Source organism: Paenibacillus sp. FSL H7-0737 (assembly GCF_000758545.1).
Taxonomy (GTDB): Bacteria; Bacillota; Bacilli; order Paenibacillales; family Paenibacillaceae; genus Paenibacillus_AQ.
Map to the genome: position 1 here is coordinate 2,442,164 of NZ_CP009279.1, position 18,825 is coordinate 2,460,988.

12 protein-coding genes are annotated in these 18,825 nt (G+C 44.5%); 9 read left to right on the forward strand and 3 right to left on the reverse strand.

Annotation, left to right across the window (positions count from 1 at the left end):
* Nucleotides 1-121 precede the first annotated feature (121 nt).
* The 5 genes from H70737_RS10370 to H70737_RS10390 all read left to right on the forward strand — a co-directional run bounded on the left by H70737_RS10370 (nucleotide 122) and on the right by H70737_RS10390 (nucleotide 3,836).
* Nucleotides 122-742: a DapH/DapD/GlmU-related protein gene (locus H70737_RS10370; protein ID WP_042186958.1), complete on the forward strand. Its 621-nt coding sequence runs from the start codon at nucleotides 122-124 to the stop codon at nucleotides 740-742.
* Entirely contained in the window at nucleotides 739-2,091 is a 1,353-nt protein-coding gene (locus H70737_RS10375) for an MATE family efflux transporter (protein WP_042186961.1), read from the forward strand. The genes H70737_RS10370 and H70737_RS10375 overlap by 4 nt, the downstream gene beginning before the upstream one ends.
* Before the next feature lie 28 nt (nucleotides 2,092-2,119).
* Nucleotides 2,120-2,503 carry a VOC family protein gene (locus tag H70737_RS10380; RefSeq protein WP_042186963.1) on the forward strand — a complete coding sequence of 128 codons (384 nt, stop codon included), beginning with the start codon at nucleotides 2,120-2,122 and terminating at the stop codon, nucleotides 2,501-2,503.
* A gap of 12 nt (nucleotides 2,504-2,515) precedes the next feature.
* The gene (locus H70737_RS10385) at nucleotides 2,516-3,163 is read left to right on the forward strand and encodes a sugar O-acetyltransferase (protein WP_231573422.1); all 648 of its coding nucleotides are present in this window, start codon (nucleotides 2,516-2,518) and stop codon (nucleotides 3,161-3,163) included.
* A gap of 190 nt (nucleotides 3,164-3,353) precedes the next feature.
* Complete coding sequence (locus H70737_RS10390) at nucleotides 3,354-3,836, forward strand: DinB family protein (protein ID WP_042186968.1); 483 nt, start codon at nucleotides 3,354-3,356, stop codon at nucleotides 3,834-3,836.
* 168 nt (nucleotides 3,837-4,004) lie between these two features.
* On the opposite strand, the gene H70737_RS10395 is transcribed toward H70737_RS10390, so the two are convergent.
* Nucleotides 4,005-5,615: a response regulator gene (locus H70737_RS10395; RefSeq protein ID WP_042186970.1), complete on the reverse strand. Its 1,611-nt coding sequence runs from the start codon at nucleotides 5,613-5,615 to the stop codon at nucleotides 4,005-4,007.
* 30 nt (nucleotides 5,616-5,645) lie between these two features.
* Nucleotides 5,646-7,424 carry a sensor histidine kinase gene (locus H70737_RS10400; RefSeq protein WP_231573423.1) on the reverse strand — a complete coding sequence of 593 codons (1,779 nt, stop codon included), beginning with the start codon at nucleotides 7,422-7,424 and terminating at the stop codon, nucleotides 5,646-5,648.
* A gap of 352 nt (nucleotides 7,425-7,776) precedes the next feature.
* On the opposite strand from H70737_RS10400, the gene H70737_RS10405 reads away from it, so the two are divergent.
* The 4 genes from H70737_RS10405 to H70737_RS30220 all read left to right on the forward strand — a co-directional run bounded on the left by H70737_RS10405 (nucleotide 7,777) and on the right by H70737_RS30220 (nucleotide 17,804).
* On the forward strand, nucleotides 7,777-9,120 hold the full coding sequence (locus tag H70737_RS10405) for an ABC transporter substrate-binding protein (RefSeq protein WP_042186974.1): 1,344 nt from the start codon (nucleotides 7,777-7,779) through the stop codon (nucleotides 9,118-9,120).
* A 72-nt stretch (nucleotides 9,121-9,192) separates the two neighbouring features.
* Entirely contained in the window at nucleotides 9,193-10,131 is a 939-nt protein-coding gene (locus H70737_RS10410; protein WP_042186976.1) for a carbohydrate ABC transporter permease, read from the forward strand.
* Between the two features lie 15 nt (nucleotides 10,132-10,146).
* Entirely contained in the window at nucleotides 10,147-10,986 is an 840-nt protein-coding gene (locus H70737_RS10415) for a carbohydrate ABC transporter permease (protein WP_081392974.1), read from the forward strand.
* 155 nt (nucleotides 10,987-11,141) lie between these two features.
* Nucleotides 11,142-17,804 carry an S-layer homology domain-containing protein gene (locus H70737_RS30220; protein ID WP_081951087.1) on the forward strand — a complete coding sequence of 2,221 codons (6,663 nt, stop codon included), beginning with the start codon at nucleotides 11,142-11,144 and terminating at the stop codon, nucleotides 17,802-17,804.
* Nucleotides 17,805-17,908: 104 nt separating this feature from the next.
* On the opposite strand, the gene H70737_RS10425 is transcribed toward H70737_RS30220, so the two are convergent.
* Entirely contained in the window at nucleotides 17,909-18,745 is an 837-nt protein-coding gene (locus tag H70737_RS10425) for a helix-turn-helix domain-containing protein (protein ID WP_052404241.1), read from the reverse strand.
* Nucleotides 18,746-18,825 lie beyond the last annotated feature (80 nt).

Here is an 18,825-nt window from a genome sequence, read left to right on the forward strand (position 1 = left end):
ATATACGATTTTAATAGAATTATATTTGATTTCGGTGGATAGGACTACTAAGAAATTATACAATTTTGATATTGCTCGACAATAATACAAAATCCAAAAGATATTATAAGGAGCCAGGAATATGACGATGAGAGAACGAATTGCCTCCGGTAAACTATTTACTGATTACTGTGAGGGACTGCCTGAAGACAGACTACAGGCAAAAAGAAGAATGCATGCCTTTAATATAACAGCGCCAGATAATCTAGAAAAACGTACACAACTCATGCAAGAGATATTTGGTAAAGAAACGAAGGTGTGGATCGAGCCGCCCTTTTACTTTTGCTATGGTACGAACATTGAGATTGGAGATGGAACGTACATCAATTTTAATTGTAATTTTGTTGACGACACTAAAATTATTATCGGAAAAAATGTTATGTTTGGTCCATCTGTAACGATTGCTACAGTAGGACATCCAATCCATCCAGATTACAGAGGATATATGTATGCTGATCCGGTGAAAATTGAGAACAATTGTTGGATCGGGGCGAATGTTACAATTTGTCCAGGAGTCACAATTGGAGAAAATACCGTTATTGGTGCCGGCAGTGTTGTAACAAAAGATATCCCGGCTAACTCTATTGCTGTTGGTAATCCATGCAGGGTGATGCGCACCATTAATGAACACGACCAAAAATACTATTACAAAGACAAAGAGATCACTAAGGAAGATCTGGATGAAGAAGCACGCTTGAGATGAGAGATAAGCATTTCAATCGTCAATTGCTTAATTTGGTCATTCCGATTGCTTTACAAAACCTCATTTCATCGTTAGCCGTGACAATAGATATATTCATGTTAGGTTTTATTAACCAGTCTACAATGTCTGCTGTATCGTTGGCTGGGCAAATTACATTTGTTTTAACACTGTTTTACATGGGATTGGCAGCAGGTGTAGGGATTTTGACTGCACAGTATTGGGGAAAGAAAGATTTAATGACAATTGAACGAGTCTTTAGTATTGGATGTACGATGTCTATTATTATATCCGCTATCTTTTTTGGGATATCGCTGTTGATGCCGGATCAATTAATGCGATTTTTCACAAATGACGTCGAGTTAATTCAATATGGATCGAGTTTCTTGCGAGTGATCTCGTTCTCCTATCTGATAAGCGGAATATCTCAAATGTACTTTAGTGTCATTAGAAGCATGGAAAATGCCCGTGTGAGTGCCTGGATCAGTTCTATGTGTCTTATATTGAACATTCTCTTGAATGTAATAAGTATTTTCATACTTTATCCGGGTAATTCAGAAAAGGCTATAGTGGCAGTTGCTTTCTCTACAGTTTTGGCACGTATCGTTGAATTTGGTTGCTGTATCATCCACTCGATCAAATCAAATATAAAGTTTAGGTTACCTTTACGTGACATGGTTCAGCGTAATTTGATTAAGGATTTTTTGAGGTATACACTACCCGTCCAAGGAAATTATATTGTTTGGGGATGCGCATTAACTGTGACATCTGCAATTATTGGACATATCAATGCAGATATGGTCGCTGCAAATTCAGTTGCCTCGGTCGTTAAGAATCTGGTCATTGTATTATGTGGAGGTATTGCAAGTGGTGGCTCCGTACTTGTTGGTAAATATCTAGGCAATGGCGAAATTGAAATGGCTAAAAGAGCTGGGAAAATATTAAATGTATATGCTATTTTGTTTGGCATTGTTGCAGGTATTACTTTGCTATTACTGAAGCCTATAGTGTTTCTACTTGTTAATTTGGATGATCAAGCACAAATATATTTGAGTGGAATGCTTCTTGTCTGTGCTTATTGTTGTATTCCGAAATCGATAAACTCCACGACGATTGGAGGAATATTTGTTGCTGGAGGAGATTCTAGATTTGGCTTTTGGTGTGACACGATTGTAATGTGGGGCATCATATTACCATTAGGATACATGAGTGCGTTTGTGTGGCATCTCTCCCCTCTAACGATATTTATTATCATCAATTTAGACGAGGTTATTAAAGCCCCGATTGCCTTAATGCGTTATTTTAAATTTAAATGGCTTAACGATATTACGAGGAATTATGTTCAAAACTAATACATGTAGGGACGGAAAGGAGATTTTTATGAAAATTGAACATATTGCTATGTATGTACAAGATTTAGAAAGCTGCAGACAATTTTATAGTCAATTCTTTAATGCGAAGTCAAATCGACAATACCATAATCCCAAAACGGGATTAAGAACCTATTTTCTCACGTTTGAGGGCGGCGCGAGATTGGAGATTATGAGCAGACCGGATATGGTAGAAGGAGTTCATGATCTCTTGCGGACGGGCTTAACTCATTTAGCTTTCAGCTTAGGCAGTAAGGAACAAGTCGATCTGCTGACCAAGCAATTGGCAGAAGCGGGATTTAGAACGTTAAGTGGACCACGGACCACAGGTGACGGATATTATGAAAGCAGTATTTTAGGGCCAGAAAATATTCAAATTGAACTTACTGTCTAAAAACTAAAAGAGGTGAACAATTTGACAGAAGAAGAACGAATATTCAAAGGGATATTATACAATCCAGGTAACATAGAGCTAAAGCGTAAAAAGCTTCTCGCCCACAATTTGAGTAGTCAATATAGCCGAACATTTGAGGATCAGACAGAGGAGCGGGAAGCGATATTGTCACAGTTACTTGATAGCATAGGGGAGCATTGTTTTATCCAGGGTCCCATTTTTTTTCATTATGGTGTTCATACAAAAATTGGTGATCATTTTTTTGGAAACTATAACCTTACAGTCCAGGATGATGCACAGGTTACGATAGGTGATCATGTGAGTATTGGACCTAATGTAACCATCGTTACGCCTATTCACCCATTCGTTGCCTCCGAGCGTAGACAAATGCTTGATCAAAATGGTGAGGCTGCGTCTTTATGCTATGCTAAGCCTGTTAGCATTGGTAACGATGTTTGGCTCTCAGCAAATGTAACTGTATGTGGAGGTGTTACGATTGGTGATCGATGCGTAATAGGTGCAGGTAGTGTCGTGACTCAGGACATTCCAGAAAATTCTTTTGCTGCAGGTGTACCGTGTAAGGTGATCCGTAAAATAACCAATCAGGATAGCATGCGCCATAAACCGGAAATACTTTCAGATTGCGATATAATCGAGTAGAAATGTAGCATCCCAAACCATAGACCAGATTTTATTATGCGAAAATCATGAATACTCCGAAAGTCCCCTTTTTCTCAAGTTAAGTGAAAAATATGATGGTCCTTTATTTGTAACAGGCCCTGTGACAGGTTATAATTTAATTGGTATGACTAAGTAATCGTTATTTAACGACCAATAAAGGGGATTTCAAATGTACAGAACAGTTCAAGATTTTCTAGGAGAATGGGCAAGCGCTTCTGCAGGGACAATTCGCGTTCTTGAATCACTTACCGATGACAAATTAGATCAGGTAATTGTTGAAGGTCACAACTCATTGGGATGGTTAGGTTGGCACTTGGCAACCTGTCCGATGTTTTTTGGTGGTCAGGTAGGGTTAACACTTACTCCAGTAGGCAATCCGAAGGAAGTTCCGGCTCATGCGGCTGTGATTGTTGAAGCGTATAAGAATATTGCGGCTAATATTGCTTCTGAGGTTGAGAAATTAACGGACGAGCAAATGGTTGAGAGTGTACAGACCTTTGCTGGATTAATGCCTCGTGGTGCAATGCTTAGATCGCTTATAGATCACCAGACACATCATCGTGGTCAAATGACTGTTCTCTTACGTCAAGCAGGTCTTCGTGTACCTGGCGTAATTGGTCCTACTCGAGAAGAACAAGCTCAAATGAAATAGTTACTGGTGCTTGTCCCTAGTGATAGCTTGCCGAAAAGGGATGGTACTACGAAAAAATCTCGTTTCCTAGACATTTGTCTTGGAAACGAGATTTTTTGTTGTCGGACCGGAGTGTCACTATTATTGCTAAAGAATGCTGTTGCTTTTTGGAGGGGCCGGCGATCACTATCAGCCTGCTTCAATTTGTTGCATATATTCTCTGGGTGAAATCCCCGTCACTTTCTTGAAGACCTTACTGAAATAGAAGGCACTTTCATAACCGAGTTTTTGGGAAATTTCGTAAATACGACCTTCACCGCGCATCATCATTTCCTTGGCCACAGTGATTTTAGTCTCCGTGATATATTCTACATAATTGACCTTAGCGACTTTGGAGAACAGATGGCTTAAATAGTTTGGACTAAAATTGAAGACATCTGCTACTTGATTCAGTGAAAGCTTAGTGCCGAGATTTCTTTTGATATATTCCTGGACATTTTTGACGATTTGTTCTTTATAGCTTTGTCTTCGAGTAGAGAGAATTTCCGAGCAGCCATCACGGAACTGAATCAACCAGCCGGCGATCTCTTCAATCGTATGCATCTGATAGATGGCCCGGTAGCCTTCTGGCTCATTTTCGAAGATATGCTCTACAATGTTTTCTCCATCCGCAAGAAGCGAAGTGGCCATATACAGAATATTGCAGGCAGCATCGGTGGCGGGCACCAGTAAGTCAGGTCGGTCTTCGAAGATTTCAATCATCTTGGAGATGATGGTGTATAAAGCAAGGGTATCTAGTTCTTCAAAAGCACGGCGGATTTCCGAACGAGATTCAGAGAAATCAAACAACAGATGCTCCTGCTCTAGAGGTTCATTCTCATCGAAGAAAACAAAAGACCGTTCTTGCACGGCAACTGGCAATGCCTTTCGAGCTGCTAGGTAGCTCTCCCGCATTAAATAAGGGTCCTCGACGGCAAACCCTATGGCACCAATAATCGTTACATTGAAATAGTTATGTAATACGGATGCCATGTCGGTAAGTTGCTTCTCAATGTCAGACATCCAGTGACGGGGATTGACTTCGGGGACAGGTAGAGCAACGGCGAAATTACGTAAGTCAAGACTGGTGACATAGCAGGGTTGTATAGAAGTAAGCGTGTCCTTTGCCATTTGTACAGTGCTTGAGCATAAGGCAACCAGCTTATCTCCACGGGGAGGGACAGTGTCTGGGCCTAGAATGCGGCAAGTACAGACCAGGTAGGCGGGCTCGGAAAACTCTAACGCCAAATCCTCTTTCTGCAGGAGATACTGGTTCTTATTCTCGAACAGGTTATTGAACAGACGAATGAAGAATTTATCACGCTGCGCCTGAAGGTTGCCGCGGTGAACAAGCTTTGGGTAGCTTTCCATCGTCTGGTAACTCTCTAGAAAGGAAATGGCCTTTCGGATGGATTCGGCCAGTGCTTCCGGAGTAAGTTCCAGCTTTACTAGATAATCCGTGGCCTGCACCTCTATAGCTGCGCGTGCGTATTGAAATTCTTCATAACTAGTCAACATAATGAAGAGCGGAAGTCGACCATATTTTTGACGTATTGAAGCGGCAACCTCTAAACCGCTCTTAATTGGCATTTTGATATCGCTGATTACGATGTCCGGGCGGAGAGTGTCAATCATCTCTTCTTCTTGAGCACCGTTGTGCGCGATACCGACAATCTCTATATTATATTGCTCCCATTTCAGCATAGACTGCAAGCCGATACAGACAAGAGCTTCGTCGTCGGCAATTAATAATTTAATCAATTTGACCACATCCTTGCTAGATTTTCCATTCTACTCTTTTTGTATAAATGGTAGAAGGATTTTCATTAGAGTATACTGGCCCATTTCACTCTCAATCGAAAGACCGTAATTCTCCCCAAAGGCTAGCCGTAAACGCTCATTTACACTATGGAGTCCAACGTTCTCAAAAACTCCCTTAGTTCCATCCTCCGATTCACACAGAATGGTGGAGATTTGTTCTTCCATCATGCCTACACCGTTGTCTTCAATCGTGACCAGAATATCGGCAAATCCGCTTTTTTTCACCGTGATGAGAATATCTCCTCTACCTTTGGGCTCGATGCCATGGAAGATAGCATTCTCAACCAGAGGTTGTAACGTGAAACGGGGAATCAGGCCGGAGAGCAGTTCCTCATCTTCAATTTCCTTCACCATCGAGACTGTACTGCCATACCGGTATTTCTGAATCAGAAAATAGTCATCGAGCAGGCTTAACTCATCTTTCAGTGGCATTAGTCTCCGGTTGTCTTTGGCGATGCTCCGCAGCAGTCTGGAGAGTGAAGTAGTCATTTCTGCAATACCGGTAGCATTCTGAATCGTAGCCATCCATTTGATCGAATTCAGTGTGTTGTACAAGAAGTGGGGATTGATCTGACTTTGCAGCATCCTGTACTCTAGCTCCTGTTTCTGCTTCTCGTCAGCGAGCCGGCTATCCATGAGCGCAACAATGTCCTGTGATAGGCGGTTGATACCTCGACCAACATCACCTAGTTCACTGTTCCATTCGATATTGCGGTCCAGCAAGAAGTTGCCCTGGGCAATCTTATCAATTCGCTTCTTTAATTTCTCTACCGGGAGACTGATGTTACGGGTTAAGTACAAAGTAATAATGCCGCTTAAGACGATGACAAGTAAACAAACGCCAAGCATTACCAGAATCCATATATTTGCTTTGGGAGCGAATTGATCATTGGATAAGGTCTGCGACAGAATCACTCCACTCCGCACGGGATAAGAGACCACAATTTGGCTTTCTTCATCCTCCAGCTTGATCATGGACAGCTCGGTTTGTGGACCGACAGGCTTATCATCGGTATAGGCCACAGGTTCATACGGCGTAGTCATTGCAGTCACTTTATCGCCAATGAGCTGATAATGATGATTGCCGAGCGTCAACAGCATTCGGGAATTCTTAGGCAGGGAATACCCCTTCAACTTGTCGGTAATTAAGGAAGTATTGGCGAGTAAGTAGACCGTTCCAATCCGGGCAGCCCCATCTCCGTAAATAGGTAGAACAAAAGGAATTCCGTTCGTGGTGGAGAGCGGGTCCTTAATTACTTGTTCCCACTGCTCCACAGCATCTTTATTTAGTCCGGGAATTTGACCGATATTGTGCACAGTAAGTGGAATTGAAGTGCTGACGGAATTATCCACCTGCAGGAACTTTCCGTTGTTACCCGTAACAATCAAGCGGCGGACATAGCTATTGGAGCGATTGATCCGAAAGTCCTCCTGCATGGAGTTAAATACATTAACAGCATCCTTGGCGCTTGCCTTTGGAGATACAAAATAATCAGTGAGTAATGTATTGGTGGACGAGTTGGTGCTATTGGTCATCGCTAATGAGGAGAGATTAATCAAATCTTGTTCAATAATATGGGAAACTAGCTGCAGGTTGAACTCAGTCGCCTGGATGGTTGTTTTACGCTGATAATAGGTAATCAATTCATAGCTGAAAAAGGATAGCAGAGCGGCGATCAGTAGCGCAAAGATGGTCATGATCAGAATAATGCGGCTCTTAATGGTTGATTTTCTTACCGTATTGAACACTCCTCTACAAAATGCAGAAAAAATATAAAGCGGTTTCAAAAATATCTTTCAATTAATGCATGTTCAAAGCTAATCTTCTATTTATAATATGCTTAACTAGTTTACCGATATCCATATTAACACCATAGCATATTCCTGTGATTCCATACAGTGGACGGCAGAGGAGCTGAGAAAATTACATGTTTTAAATAGGATTTTACAGGTTTGAAGCGAGGAGGAAGAGAAGAACAAAGAAAAGTGAATGAACTGAGTTTGAAAATACATGCCATTCTAGATGGGAAAGTCTTAAACTTTGAAATAGATCGGATGAGCCGATCAGTGTAAACAATCAGAAGGAAAAGGGGATTTTTATATGAAATTAAAAAGATTCTATGGCATGACTTTTGCCACAATACTCTCCCTAAGTGCGCTAGCCGGATGTTCCGGTAATAACAACAACGAAGGCAGTGCTGCAACAGCTGCTCCAGAAACGGGAAATACTGCAAACGCTTCCGCTGAACCGAAACAGGACCCTGTGACCTTGAAATGGGCATTGTGGGATTGGGAAGCCACAGCATACTATCAGCCGTTGATCGATGCCTATAAAGCTGAGCATCCGAATGTAACGATCGAATATGTCGATCTTGGTTCCACTGACTATATGACAATGTTAAGTACACAGTTGTCCGGTGGTGCAGATCTGGATGTTCTCACGATTAAGGATATTCCTGGATACTCAAACCTCGTGAAACAAAATCACTTGGAGCCGCTCAAGGGATTCATGGGAGACAAAAACATTGATCCATCCGTCTATGGCGGTACTGTAGAACAGATTGAAGTGAACGATGAAGTGTATGCGCTTCCTTTCCGGAGTGATTTCTGGGTTGTCTACTATAATAAGGACTTGTTCGATAAAGCGGGAGTGGAGTATCCAAGTAATGATATGACATTCGACCAATATGATGAACTTGCTAGAAAAATGACCTCCGGCAGCGGTTCTGAAAAAGTATACGGAGCCCATTATCATACTTGGCGGAGCGCGGTTCAATTGTTCGGTATTCTTGACGGTAAGAACAACGTTGTCGGTGGAAACTACGATTTCCTGAAGCCAACCTATGAACGGATCTTGAAAGAACAGGAAGATGGTATCGTTATGGATTACGCCACACTAAAGACTTCAAGCACGCATTATTCCGGTGTGTTCTACAACAATTCCGTTGCGATGATGAACATGGGCAGCTGGTTTATAGCGACTCAAATTGAAAAGGTGAAGAGCGGCGAGTCTAAATCAACCAACTGGGGAATTGTGAAATACCCTCACCCGGATGGTGTGGAAGCCGGTACAACACTGGGTACAATTACTTCCCTGGCTGTAAATCAGAAATCCAAAAATAAAGAAGCGGCACTTGATTTCATGAACTTTGTGACTGGTGAAGAAGGTGCTAAGGTCATTGCTTCCACCGGAACCATTCCAGCGATTAAGAACGATGAAGTTATCAGTTCCATTACTTCCATTGACGGTTTCCCTACGGATGATAACAGCAAAGCGGCACTGACTACGGTTCAGACGTATTTGGAAATGCCAATGCATGAAAAGAGTGCGGACATTGAAGTAATCCTGAACGAAGCCCACGATAACATTATGACCAAAAACGCTTCGATCGACGAAGGCTTGAAGGATATGAATACGCGCGTACAGCAGCTCTTGAACAATTAACCTGAAGAGAGTTGGTGAATTCTAAGGGCGGGTGAAAGCCCGCCTTTTATAGAAAGGTTTGGAGGAGAAAGAATGCAGAACGAAACCATATTGGATACAAAAAAAATCCCTAAACGTCATTTGTCAAAAGGTGTCCGGGAAAACCTGGTAGCGTACAGCTTCATTGCGCCGAACTTTATCGGATTTGCCGTGTTTACACTAGTACCCATGTTTTTTGCCTTTATCCTAGCTTTTGTGAAATGGGATGGGGCCAATCCAATGAAATATATCGGATTGGACAATTTCACCCGGCTTATTAAAGATACAACATTTCATAAAGCATTATGGAATACCATTGTTTACACTATTGGCGTAGTACCGTTCACCATGATTGTTGCGCTGGCGCTGGCGATTTTGCTTAATCAGAAGATCATGGCCCGCAATTTCATGAGAACCGTATTCTTTTTCCCATATGTGGCATCCTTGGTAGCCGTTGCTGCCGTATGGAACTTTATCTTCAGCCCTACGATGGGGCCGATCAACAATATTTTGCATACCCTTACCGGTATCCCACTAGAGGATCTTCCCCGATGGGCGGCGGATAAACACTGGGCGATGTTCACAGTAATACTGTTCACTGTGTGGAAAAACATGGGTTATTACATGGTCATTTACTTGGCAGGTCTACAGGGGATCAACCCTGAGTTGTATGAGGCTGCTGAACTTGATGGTGCTAACGCCTGGAGAAGATTCCGCAATGTGACGATCCCTCAACTGGCGCCTACATCCTTCTTTGTGCTGATGATTCTAGTCATCAATTCGTTCAAAGTCTACGATATTTTTATCAACCTATTTGCCGGCGCTGATAACCAGTTGAACGATTCTACAAGGGTTATGGTTTATCAAATCTACAATACGGCGTTCCGTTCGCTTGATTACGGATATGCCAGTGCCATGGCCATTGTATTGTTTCTGCTGGTACTTGGCATCACCATCGTCCAGTTCCGCGGCGAGAAGAAATACGGACAATAGGAGGATTCAAAAGATATGGTGGGTACAAATAAAGGAATTAGAATCGGCACGATGGTGCTAGTGTATATTTTGTTGTTTGCTACGGTGCTCTGTATGCTTGTTCCGTATATATGGATGTTGTCATCTTCGCTCAAGCTGAACAAGGATGTGTTCTCGTTCCCGATGCAATGGATTCCGGCGAATCCGCGCTGGGGAAATTTCGTGGATATCTGGACCCGTATTCCACTGGACCGCTTCATTTATAACACGGCGAAATTATCAATTATCGTAACGATTTTGCAGCTATTGACTTCAAGTTTTGCTGCGTACGCATTCTCCAAACTGCAATTCAGAGGGAAAAATGTTTTATTCCTTGGATATATTGCTACGATCGCGATTCCTTGGCAGGCATATATGGTGCCGCAATTTATCTTGATGCGTTACATGGGACTTAACAATACCCATCTGGCAATCATTCTATTGCAGGCATTCTCGGCTTTCGGAGTATTTCTGATGCGCCAGTTCTATCAGGGTGTCCCAGATGAATTATGCGAGGCGGCCCGAATCGATGGCTTGAGCGAATATGGGATTTGGGCGAGAATTATGCTGCCACTATCCAAGCCGGCTTTGTCCACCTTGACGATTTTTACCTTTGTTGCCACTTGGAATGACTTCTTGGGGCCGATGATTTATTTGACGGATACGAAACTCAAGACTATACAGATTGGACTACGAATGTTCATTTCGCAATATTCCGCCGAGTACGGTCTGATAATGGCTGCAAGTGTGGTTTCCATTATTCCGGTTGTGATTGTTTTCTTGGCACTTCAGAAGTACTTCGTTCAAGGCGTCGCAGCATCTGGTATTAAAGGCTAGACAGGTTTGAACCTGGCAGTTGCAGTTTTCGCATGCTGCCAGTTTTTTTAGCTTATCAATGAAATGAATGCGCTTTCTTTGTTTGCTGGGCGATAAAGTCAAATCAAGCATGAAACATGTCGAGAGACCATTTATAGCAAAAGGAGGATTAAAGAATGAGCAGAAAACACTCCGTTAGAAAAAAGCTATTCTCAATGATGATGACCACTGCGCTTGTAGTTGGAATGTTTCCGGCACTCCATATGCCGTCTGTATCTGCGGCTACGGTGGATACTATCTTCGCAGCCGCCTATATGGGGGCGAAGACATCTGCTGACACTACTTTGCCTGCTAGCATTGACATTGGAGGCCAGTCTGCAACTGTGAAATGGAATATAGGTGAAGATACCTTTGCCGTTCCTTATGACACAGTGACAGTCACGGGTACAGCGAATGGTGGGCCGGTTGTTGCCAATGTAGAAGTTATTCCACCTTCAAGGAATCCATTGGTTTACTTTGTGGATAGCGGCAGGGGGGGCGATTCCGTAGGTAATGGTCCTACTTCTTCGCCACTGTACGAAGCAGTCAAAACGCTGTCCGGTAGCACGTTGCTCAACCCGTCACCAGATCAGAAATATGTCACCGGAACGACTGCCTGGGGATTTGATGATTCCATAAACAAGGTGAAGAACTCCAAAGACGGAGGACTTACTGATCCTGCAACTGATCCATCCATATGGACAGTAGGACTTCGTGCCGACCCTACTAGCAATCATATTGTATATAAATTAATGGCTCCAGAAGCTGGAACCTATACACTCAGTAGTGGTTTCCATGATTGGTATGGCAGCCGCACTCGAGTAATACAGCCTCAGATCGAATATAAGGATACAAATGGTGCAACAAAGACGATCTCGTTTGCACAATTCAATACTAATGTGACTCCGCTTATTTCCGGCGAATTCACTATTCCCGGTGATATCGACGCTAGTAGCCCTATGACATTGACCTATGCCTATGTTTCCGGTGAGAAGCCAATCTTGAGCTGGTTCGCCGTTGCCAAGGGCGGGATTCAAAAAGAGATCGAAGATGCTCGGCAGAACGCAGCTTCTATGGTCAAGGTTCTACTCGACGGCAACGATATTAAAGCGGACAATGTCAACGGCCTAACGTTCAAGGGATTTGGCGTACTAAGTGCCAACAGCACCAGTGCCCTGTTGATGGATTATAAGGCTGAGCATCCGGAAGCTTACGCAGAAATGTTGCGGATTCTGTTCGGTGGAGAGCATCCCATTATGACGCATGTGAAAATCGAGATGGGCAATGACCGTAACAACTCTACCGGCCCGGACCCGGCTACTATGCGTACGGCCGATGAAGAAGCCAATGTCACTAGGCATCCCGGATTCCAGCTTGCGGCTGACGCCAAGGCTACGAATCCGGATCTCAAGGTCAGCATCCTGCGATGGAGTGCTCCGGCCTGGGCAAGCAACAACGATAAAATCTATACCTGGTATAAAGATACAATTCTTGATGCTTACCGTGAGTATGGCTATATGGTCGACTACGTCAATCCTCATATCAACGAGCATACGCCTGATTTGACCTGGACCAAGCAGTACGCTGAGCGTGTTAAAACAGATAACGAAGGTTTTACAAGCCCAGAAGAGCAAGCGCTCTATAACCAGATCAAAGTTGTGATCTCTGATGAAGTAGGGATTGGTTCATTTGGCGGCAGTATGGTAAGCGACGCTTCTCTAAGGGATGCGGCTCCGATCGCCGGATATCACTATAACACTGACGACGACAGCGCAGGGAATTTCAAAAAGCTCGCGGAACAATATGATATTGAAGTATGGAACAGTGAGGCACAGTCCACCTTCAGTAACTCCGCCTTCCGTCCCAACAATAATGTGAAGGACCCTACAGTGGAAGGAACCGGCATCGGCGGTGTTGGCAGTCCACTGGAGATGAGCAATACGATTATTAAAGGATTCGTCAATTCCCGCCGGACGCACTTTATTTATCAGCCGGCAATCGGCTCCTTCTACGAAGGTGGACAATATTCGTTTAAGGAACTACTTAGCGCACGTGATCCGTGGTCGGGATGGATTCATTATGATGCAGGTCTTGTTGCTCTGCAGCATTACAGCTGGTTCGCCAATGTGGGCTGGGAGAACGAGGATAATACGGCAGGGATTTGGAGAGCAGTTCCTAAGGCTAGCTCCACGGGAGCAACAGGCACTAACCCTGTTAGCGGTCGCAACGGTTCTCCTAGCTATATGACGCTTGCTTCACCTGACAGAAGCGATTTTTCAACCGTTATCGTGAACGATAGTGAATATGCCAAAACCTATAAGCTTCAGACGGTAAATATGAACTTTGTGGGTAATCCCTCATTGGAAGTATGGGAGACTCGTGCGGCAGACGCGGGCGAAGCTTTCAACAGCAATTATATGAAATATCTCGGGGATGTCGCTGTTGATGGCAGTGGGGTTTATACCATTCATGTCAAACCATATTCGACATTGACTGTGACCACTCTGAAGAACAAGGACAATGAGGCGTATCAAACACCGTTACCTGTAGAAGGCGACCGCATCGTGCTTGATACCGACGCCACAGGGAGGATTCAAAATACAGCGGACAATATCCTGTACGCCGATGATTTTGACTACTCCAATCAATCCGTTGTGAAGATCGGGGCAGGTGGGCAGAATGCTGGCACCCAAAGCTATATTGAATCCCGCGGCGGTTCCAAAAGTGTGATACCACGGTATACGCACGACCGCAACGGTGCATTTGAGGCGTATCTTCCGGACGGGTCTGACAACTATGTTCTGCGCCAACAGCTGGATACGGAAATTATGGGGCTGGGTGGTACTTGGAACGGTGGAGATCCCGTAACGGCTATCGGTGATAACCGGTGGACGAATTACAAGGCCAGTGTAGATGTTTCGTTCGAGACGAACAGTACGCAGGGCGGAGCTAACTATGCTGCGATTGGCGCACGGTATCAAGGAGGCGGCAGCTCTCACACTATAAACGGCACACCTTATGTACTGAAGTTCTGGTTTGACGGAGGTTGGCAGCTGCTGGTCAATAATAGCGCAGTAGCGAGTGGCAATGTAGTGAGCGGTTCCGGTGGAGTAAAGCTGGATGGATTTAACACCGCACATGATGCCTGGCATAACATTGCCATTCAGGTTGCAGGTGATAAAGTGACTGCCTATTTGGACGATGTGAAACTGGCTTCTTATACTGATCCGAACCCTAAATTGTCTGGTCGGGTAGATTTAGCCAGTGGATATTATCATGTTCGTTTCGATAATCTGAAGGTCGAGACGATTGACGGCTATACGCCATACTATTCCGAATTACTGGATAATCTTGAAATGTATGATCTGGCTGCTACACCAAACCCTAAATTAAAATACGGCGGTTTGTGGAGTCATCAAAACGGGGCTGGTATGTATATTTATCAACGTTCCCTATCTACCAGTCAAGGTGCAGCTGCTACGATGGAATATTCTTTTGAAGGCACCGGGTTAGATATTCTGGGACCGAATAATGGATCGGCTAAGTTAGAAGTGACTGTTGATGATGAAATTGTCACACTGTCAGCCGATACGATGGCCTCTAAAGAACTCTACCAAACGTACACGCTTCGCGGACTTAAATATGGACAACATAACGTTCAGATAAAGGTATTAAGCGGTACTTTGGTAGTGGACGCGGTAGCGGTTGTTTCCGGTGAAGTAAAGGGTGCTGTGGATACAACTGCTCTTCAATCAGCGGTAATAGCAGCGAAAGAAGTTACCAAACTGGATGAATATTCGGATAGAGACTGGCAGCTTTTTGCAGCTGCACAGAACACCGCCCAAGAAGCACTAGACAATGCTGCTGATTTCAGACTGGATCAGGAAGGAGCTGTGCAACTCGCGGTACGTCTGATCTCTGCCCAGAACCAATTGACAACAGGGGATATACGGGAGCTTGCTTCTCCTCAGGATATTGCCACTTATGTCGGGAAATTGCCGAATCTTCCAGATAAGTTGGAGGCTATCCGAGAAGATGGATCCAAATTGCAGGTGTCTGTGAAGTGGAATTTAGACGCGGTCAGCTTCAATACACCCTATGAAAGAGTAGCTGTAACCGGCACTTATGGCAATCTAAAAACCACTGCTAATGTGGAAGTAGTGCCAGAAGGTCTCGTGTACTTTTTGGATGTCGGTGTTTCGGCGGATGTCGTCACACCACCCTATACGGTGATCAAGAATTTCGTGGGCGACAGCCTTCTGAATAGCACCGCGGATCAACTATCAACAGGCGCTGTGTGGGGTCATATCAATACAGGGGCAAATTATAATCTCAAAGGGCTTGGCGGTGCCGTGGTTATCACGGATAAAACTCAGACAGGTGTCTACAGCTCGAATACAAAGAATACACCTCTGATCTACACCCTCCCTCTGAGCGCAGGAAAGTACACGATTACATCGTTCCATCGGGACTGGTGGAATATGAGCAACCGCACGATGGATATCACGCTTAGCTACACTAATGCTGAAGGGAAGACAGTGAACGAAACGGTCAAGACCGGTGTACTCGCAGGTCCTAATGGCGTCACGATCACTCATAACTTTACGCTGCCGGTGAGCGGCGTCGTGAAATATTCGATAAACAATACGAATAGTCAGGCATCTGTGATCAGTTACTTAGCAGTGGCGAAGGACAGGGTCAGCATTGTCAATGAGCAGGCTGTAAACGAGGCTAAAAGTATTATAGAAGGTGCTGCATATAGCGTGCAGAAGGAAACAGCTAACAGCGAAGATGGAGTCCGGACCTGGCTGCTCCAAACGATGAACGGTTTAATCGGGTTCAGTGATACGGGGGTTACGATGGGTGATATCACCCTATCTTCGTTCCAGGAAGCTACTGATGACACAGCCGGCAGCTTCAGCTTCACAGTATTACTGAACAAGGGCGAGGCGAAGGCAGAAGCTGCGGCCAGCGGAACGATTAAGCTATCGGAGCCAGATATGAAGCAGCCGGAGATTACCTTGATAGGTGAAGCCATAGTCAATCTGCAGATCGGTTCTGAATATACGGATGCAGGAGCCACTGCGTATGACGACCAAGACGGTGATATCACAGACCGCATCAATACAACGGTCAGCAGTGAAGTGTATGGTCTGACGGAGTTAGATACAGCGCAAGCGGATATCTACACCTTCCATTACAATGTCAGCGATGCCGCAGGCAACAAGGCTGCGGAAGTCACCCGAAAAGTAATCGTATCGGAAGATCCAGATGTACTGAAGCCGGTCATTACACTGCTTGGTGAACCATCTGTTCAACTGGACAATGGCGCAAGCTATACAGATGCCGGAGCCACCGCAATGGATAACCGCGATGGCGATATTACAGAACGTATTGTGGCGACGATTACGAAGGATGGAAATCATACGGAGACGCTAGATACCTCATCAGCAGGCACTTACATTTATCATTATAATGTGAGTGATTCCGCGGGCAATACGGCTGTTGAAGTTATAAGAATAGTTACAGTGGGAGAAGCGCAGCAACCGCCGACTTCAACACCAACGGTAGAACCAACACCGACAGTTGAACCCACAGCAAATCCTACACCAACACCTGTACCTGAAGTAACCTCAGGGCCGGTATCGACCACAGCACCGACAGTATCGCCAACACCAACACTGCTGCCGCAGACCATGCGGATTCTTAACAGTGACGATTTCACGGCTCCGGTTGGAGGGGGAATAACAGTTCAGCTCACAGATGCTACTGATTCCGTACTGCTTCCTGTGGGAGTGTCAAATATTATCGGAGTGAACACGCTGCGTCTCGTATGGAATACATTTGCTATCCAACTGACCCCAGAAGCGCTAAAGAGTATCCAGGAGAAAGCTGCAGGAGGTCAAGTGGATGGAGCACGAATCAAACTGTCGGCCGTGAAGGCATCCAGAGTTGCCGTGGAACAGCTTATGAATAACCCAGCTGTCAACGGCTCGGTTCAGTTATCTGCTGCAAGTGATGTAATTAACTTCAGTTTGGAAGTTATTAGTACGAATGGCACTGCCGTACCGGTAACCCGTTTTGATAAGCCACTCACGCTTACCTTCATATTAGATTCAGATTCCAATCCTAATTTGCTGGGCATCTACAATATAGCCGGGAACGGAGCTCTTGAATTTATGGGCGGAACGCTAGCTGATGGAAAATGGAGTACGGAAATACAGCGTTTCAGCCAGTTTGCAGTCCTGGAATATGACAAGACATTCTTGGATGTCAGTACGGATAGCTGGGCGAGGGATGTTATTAAGACAATGGCGGCTAAACATATTATCCAAGGTATTTCCGATACTGAGTTTAATCCGCAAGGGAAAGTGACAAGAGCACAATTCGCGACCATGATTGCAAGAGCGCTAGGCTTAGAGGCGGGAAGTCATTCAACGTTTATTGATGTGGACTCCAAAGCTTGGTATGCAGAGTACGTTGCAGCCGTAAGCAAAGCGGGCATAGTGCTCGGACGTAGTTCGGATTCATTCGCACCGGACCGCAGCATTACCCGCGAGGAAATGGCCGTAATGATCGTTAGGGCTTATGAATATATACAAGGCAGCAAGGTAAATGAAGTTTCAGCAGGCTCGTTCAGTGATTATTCCCTGATTCATGTCTGGGCACAGAAATCAGCAAGTTTCGCTGAGCAGGCAGGGCTGATAAAAGGACGCGGCAATATGCAATTCGCACCGCAAGAGATGATGACCCGTGCCGAAAGTGCGCAAGTCATCGCCAATCTGCTGGGATATTTGTAAGCCGCACTTCCATGAACCTGGCAGCTGCATTTAGCGGGTGCCAGGTTTTTTTATAAGTTCAAAGAAGGGTTTATACAATTGCGAGGCGTCGATAAGTGGCAATGTCAGCTTTTTTTGCCGTATTTTCCAGGTGGAATGCCCGTGATGTTCTTGAAAGTACGTATGAAATTGGCATAGTCATTGAAGCCGGATAGATAACAGGTTTCGGATACGGAGTTTCCGGAGGATAGGAGCTGTTTGGATAAAGCGATTTTTTTAAGCAGGACGTACCGGTAGATCGTTCCTCCTGTCTGCTGCTTGAACAGGTGACTAAGATAATATTTATCGATGTTTAATTCACCAGCGATCTGCTCTAGCGACAGATTCAGATGCAGATGGTTATCGATATAGCGCATGGCCGATTGAATATGCGATGAAATAATACTGGGTATGGTGGAACTAGTACGGCTATATAGCTCATTAATGAGGACCAGAATCTGGATCAGATAAGTTAAAGCCAGAACCTCACTGCCGTATTGAGGATTCTCCAAAATTGCAATCAGGCGATAAGCAAGGGTCATGTACTCTGCAAGCAGTGTTTCATCCATTTGAGCGAGATTCTGCTCTCCGGGCTGACGGTTCTGGAAACAGGCGAGCAGATTTGTGGTTGCGGTGCAGAAGGGATATACAAGTGGAGCTTTGAAATGAATTGTTAATCGTTCGTAAGGCTCCGGAGATAGATTAATAATTTTATGAATCTCGTGATTGTTGAATAAGAGCACATTGCCACGTTGAAGCGGATAGCTGTACTGATCCACAAATCCGTTCACCGTGCCGCCTAAAAATAGGAAGATTTCAAAGTGATCATGAATATGAAAATCTTTGGTGGGTGAGATCGGTGAATTGCCGATGCCCGCCAGTATGTCGCCTTCGAACGGCTGATAATACTGGGCATGTTTCATCCGGATAACCCCTTTCAGATTAATAGCAACAAACGCAATAAATAATCATTAATCGCAAAGACATTGCAATAATACAACAC

Excerpts from the sequence above, each read along its gene's own strand:
- H70737_RS10370 (WP_042186958.1), top strand. The coding sequence starts at position 122 with ATGACGATGAGAGAACGAATTGCCTCCGGTAAACTATTTACTGATTAC.
- H70737_RS10375 (WP_042186961.1), top strand. The coding sequence starts at position 739 with ATGAGAGATAAGCATTTCAATCGTCAATTGCTTAATTTGGTCATTCCG.
- H70737_RS10380 (WP_042186963.1), top strand. The coding sequence starts at position 2,120 with ATGAAAATTGAACATATTGCTATGTATGTACAAGATTTAGAAAGCTGC.
- H70737_RS10390 (WP_042186968.1), top strand. The coding sequence starts at position 3,354 with ATGTACAGAACAGTTCAAGATTTTCTAGGAGAATGGGCAAGCGCTTCT.
- H70737_RS10405 (WP_042186974.1), top strand. The coding sequence starts at position 7,777 with ATGAAATTAAAAAGATTCTATGGCATGACTTTTGCCACAATACTCTCC.
- H70737_RS10410 (WP_042186976.1), top strand. The coding sequence starts at position 9,193 with ATGCAGAACGAAACCATATTGGATACAAAAAAAATCCCTAAACGTCAT.
- H70737_RS10415 (WP_081392974.1), top strand. The coding sequence starts at position 10,147 with ATGGTGGGTACAAATAAAGGAATTAGAATCGGCACGATGGTGCTAGTG.
- H70737_RS30220 (WP_081951087.1), top strand. The coding sequence starts at position 11,142 with ATGAGCAGAAAACACTCCGTTAGAAAAAAGCTATTCTCAATGATGATG.
- H70737_RS10425 (WP_052404241.1), bottom strand. The coding sequence starts at position 18,745 with ATGAAACATGCCCAGTATTATCAGCCGTTCGAAGGCGACATACTGGCG.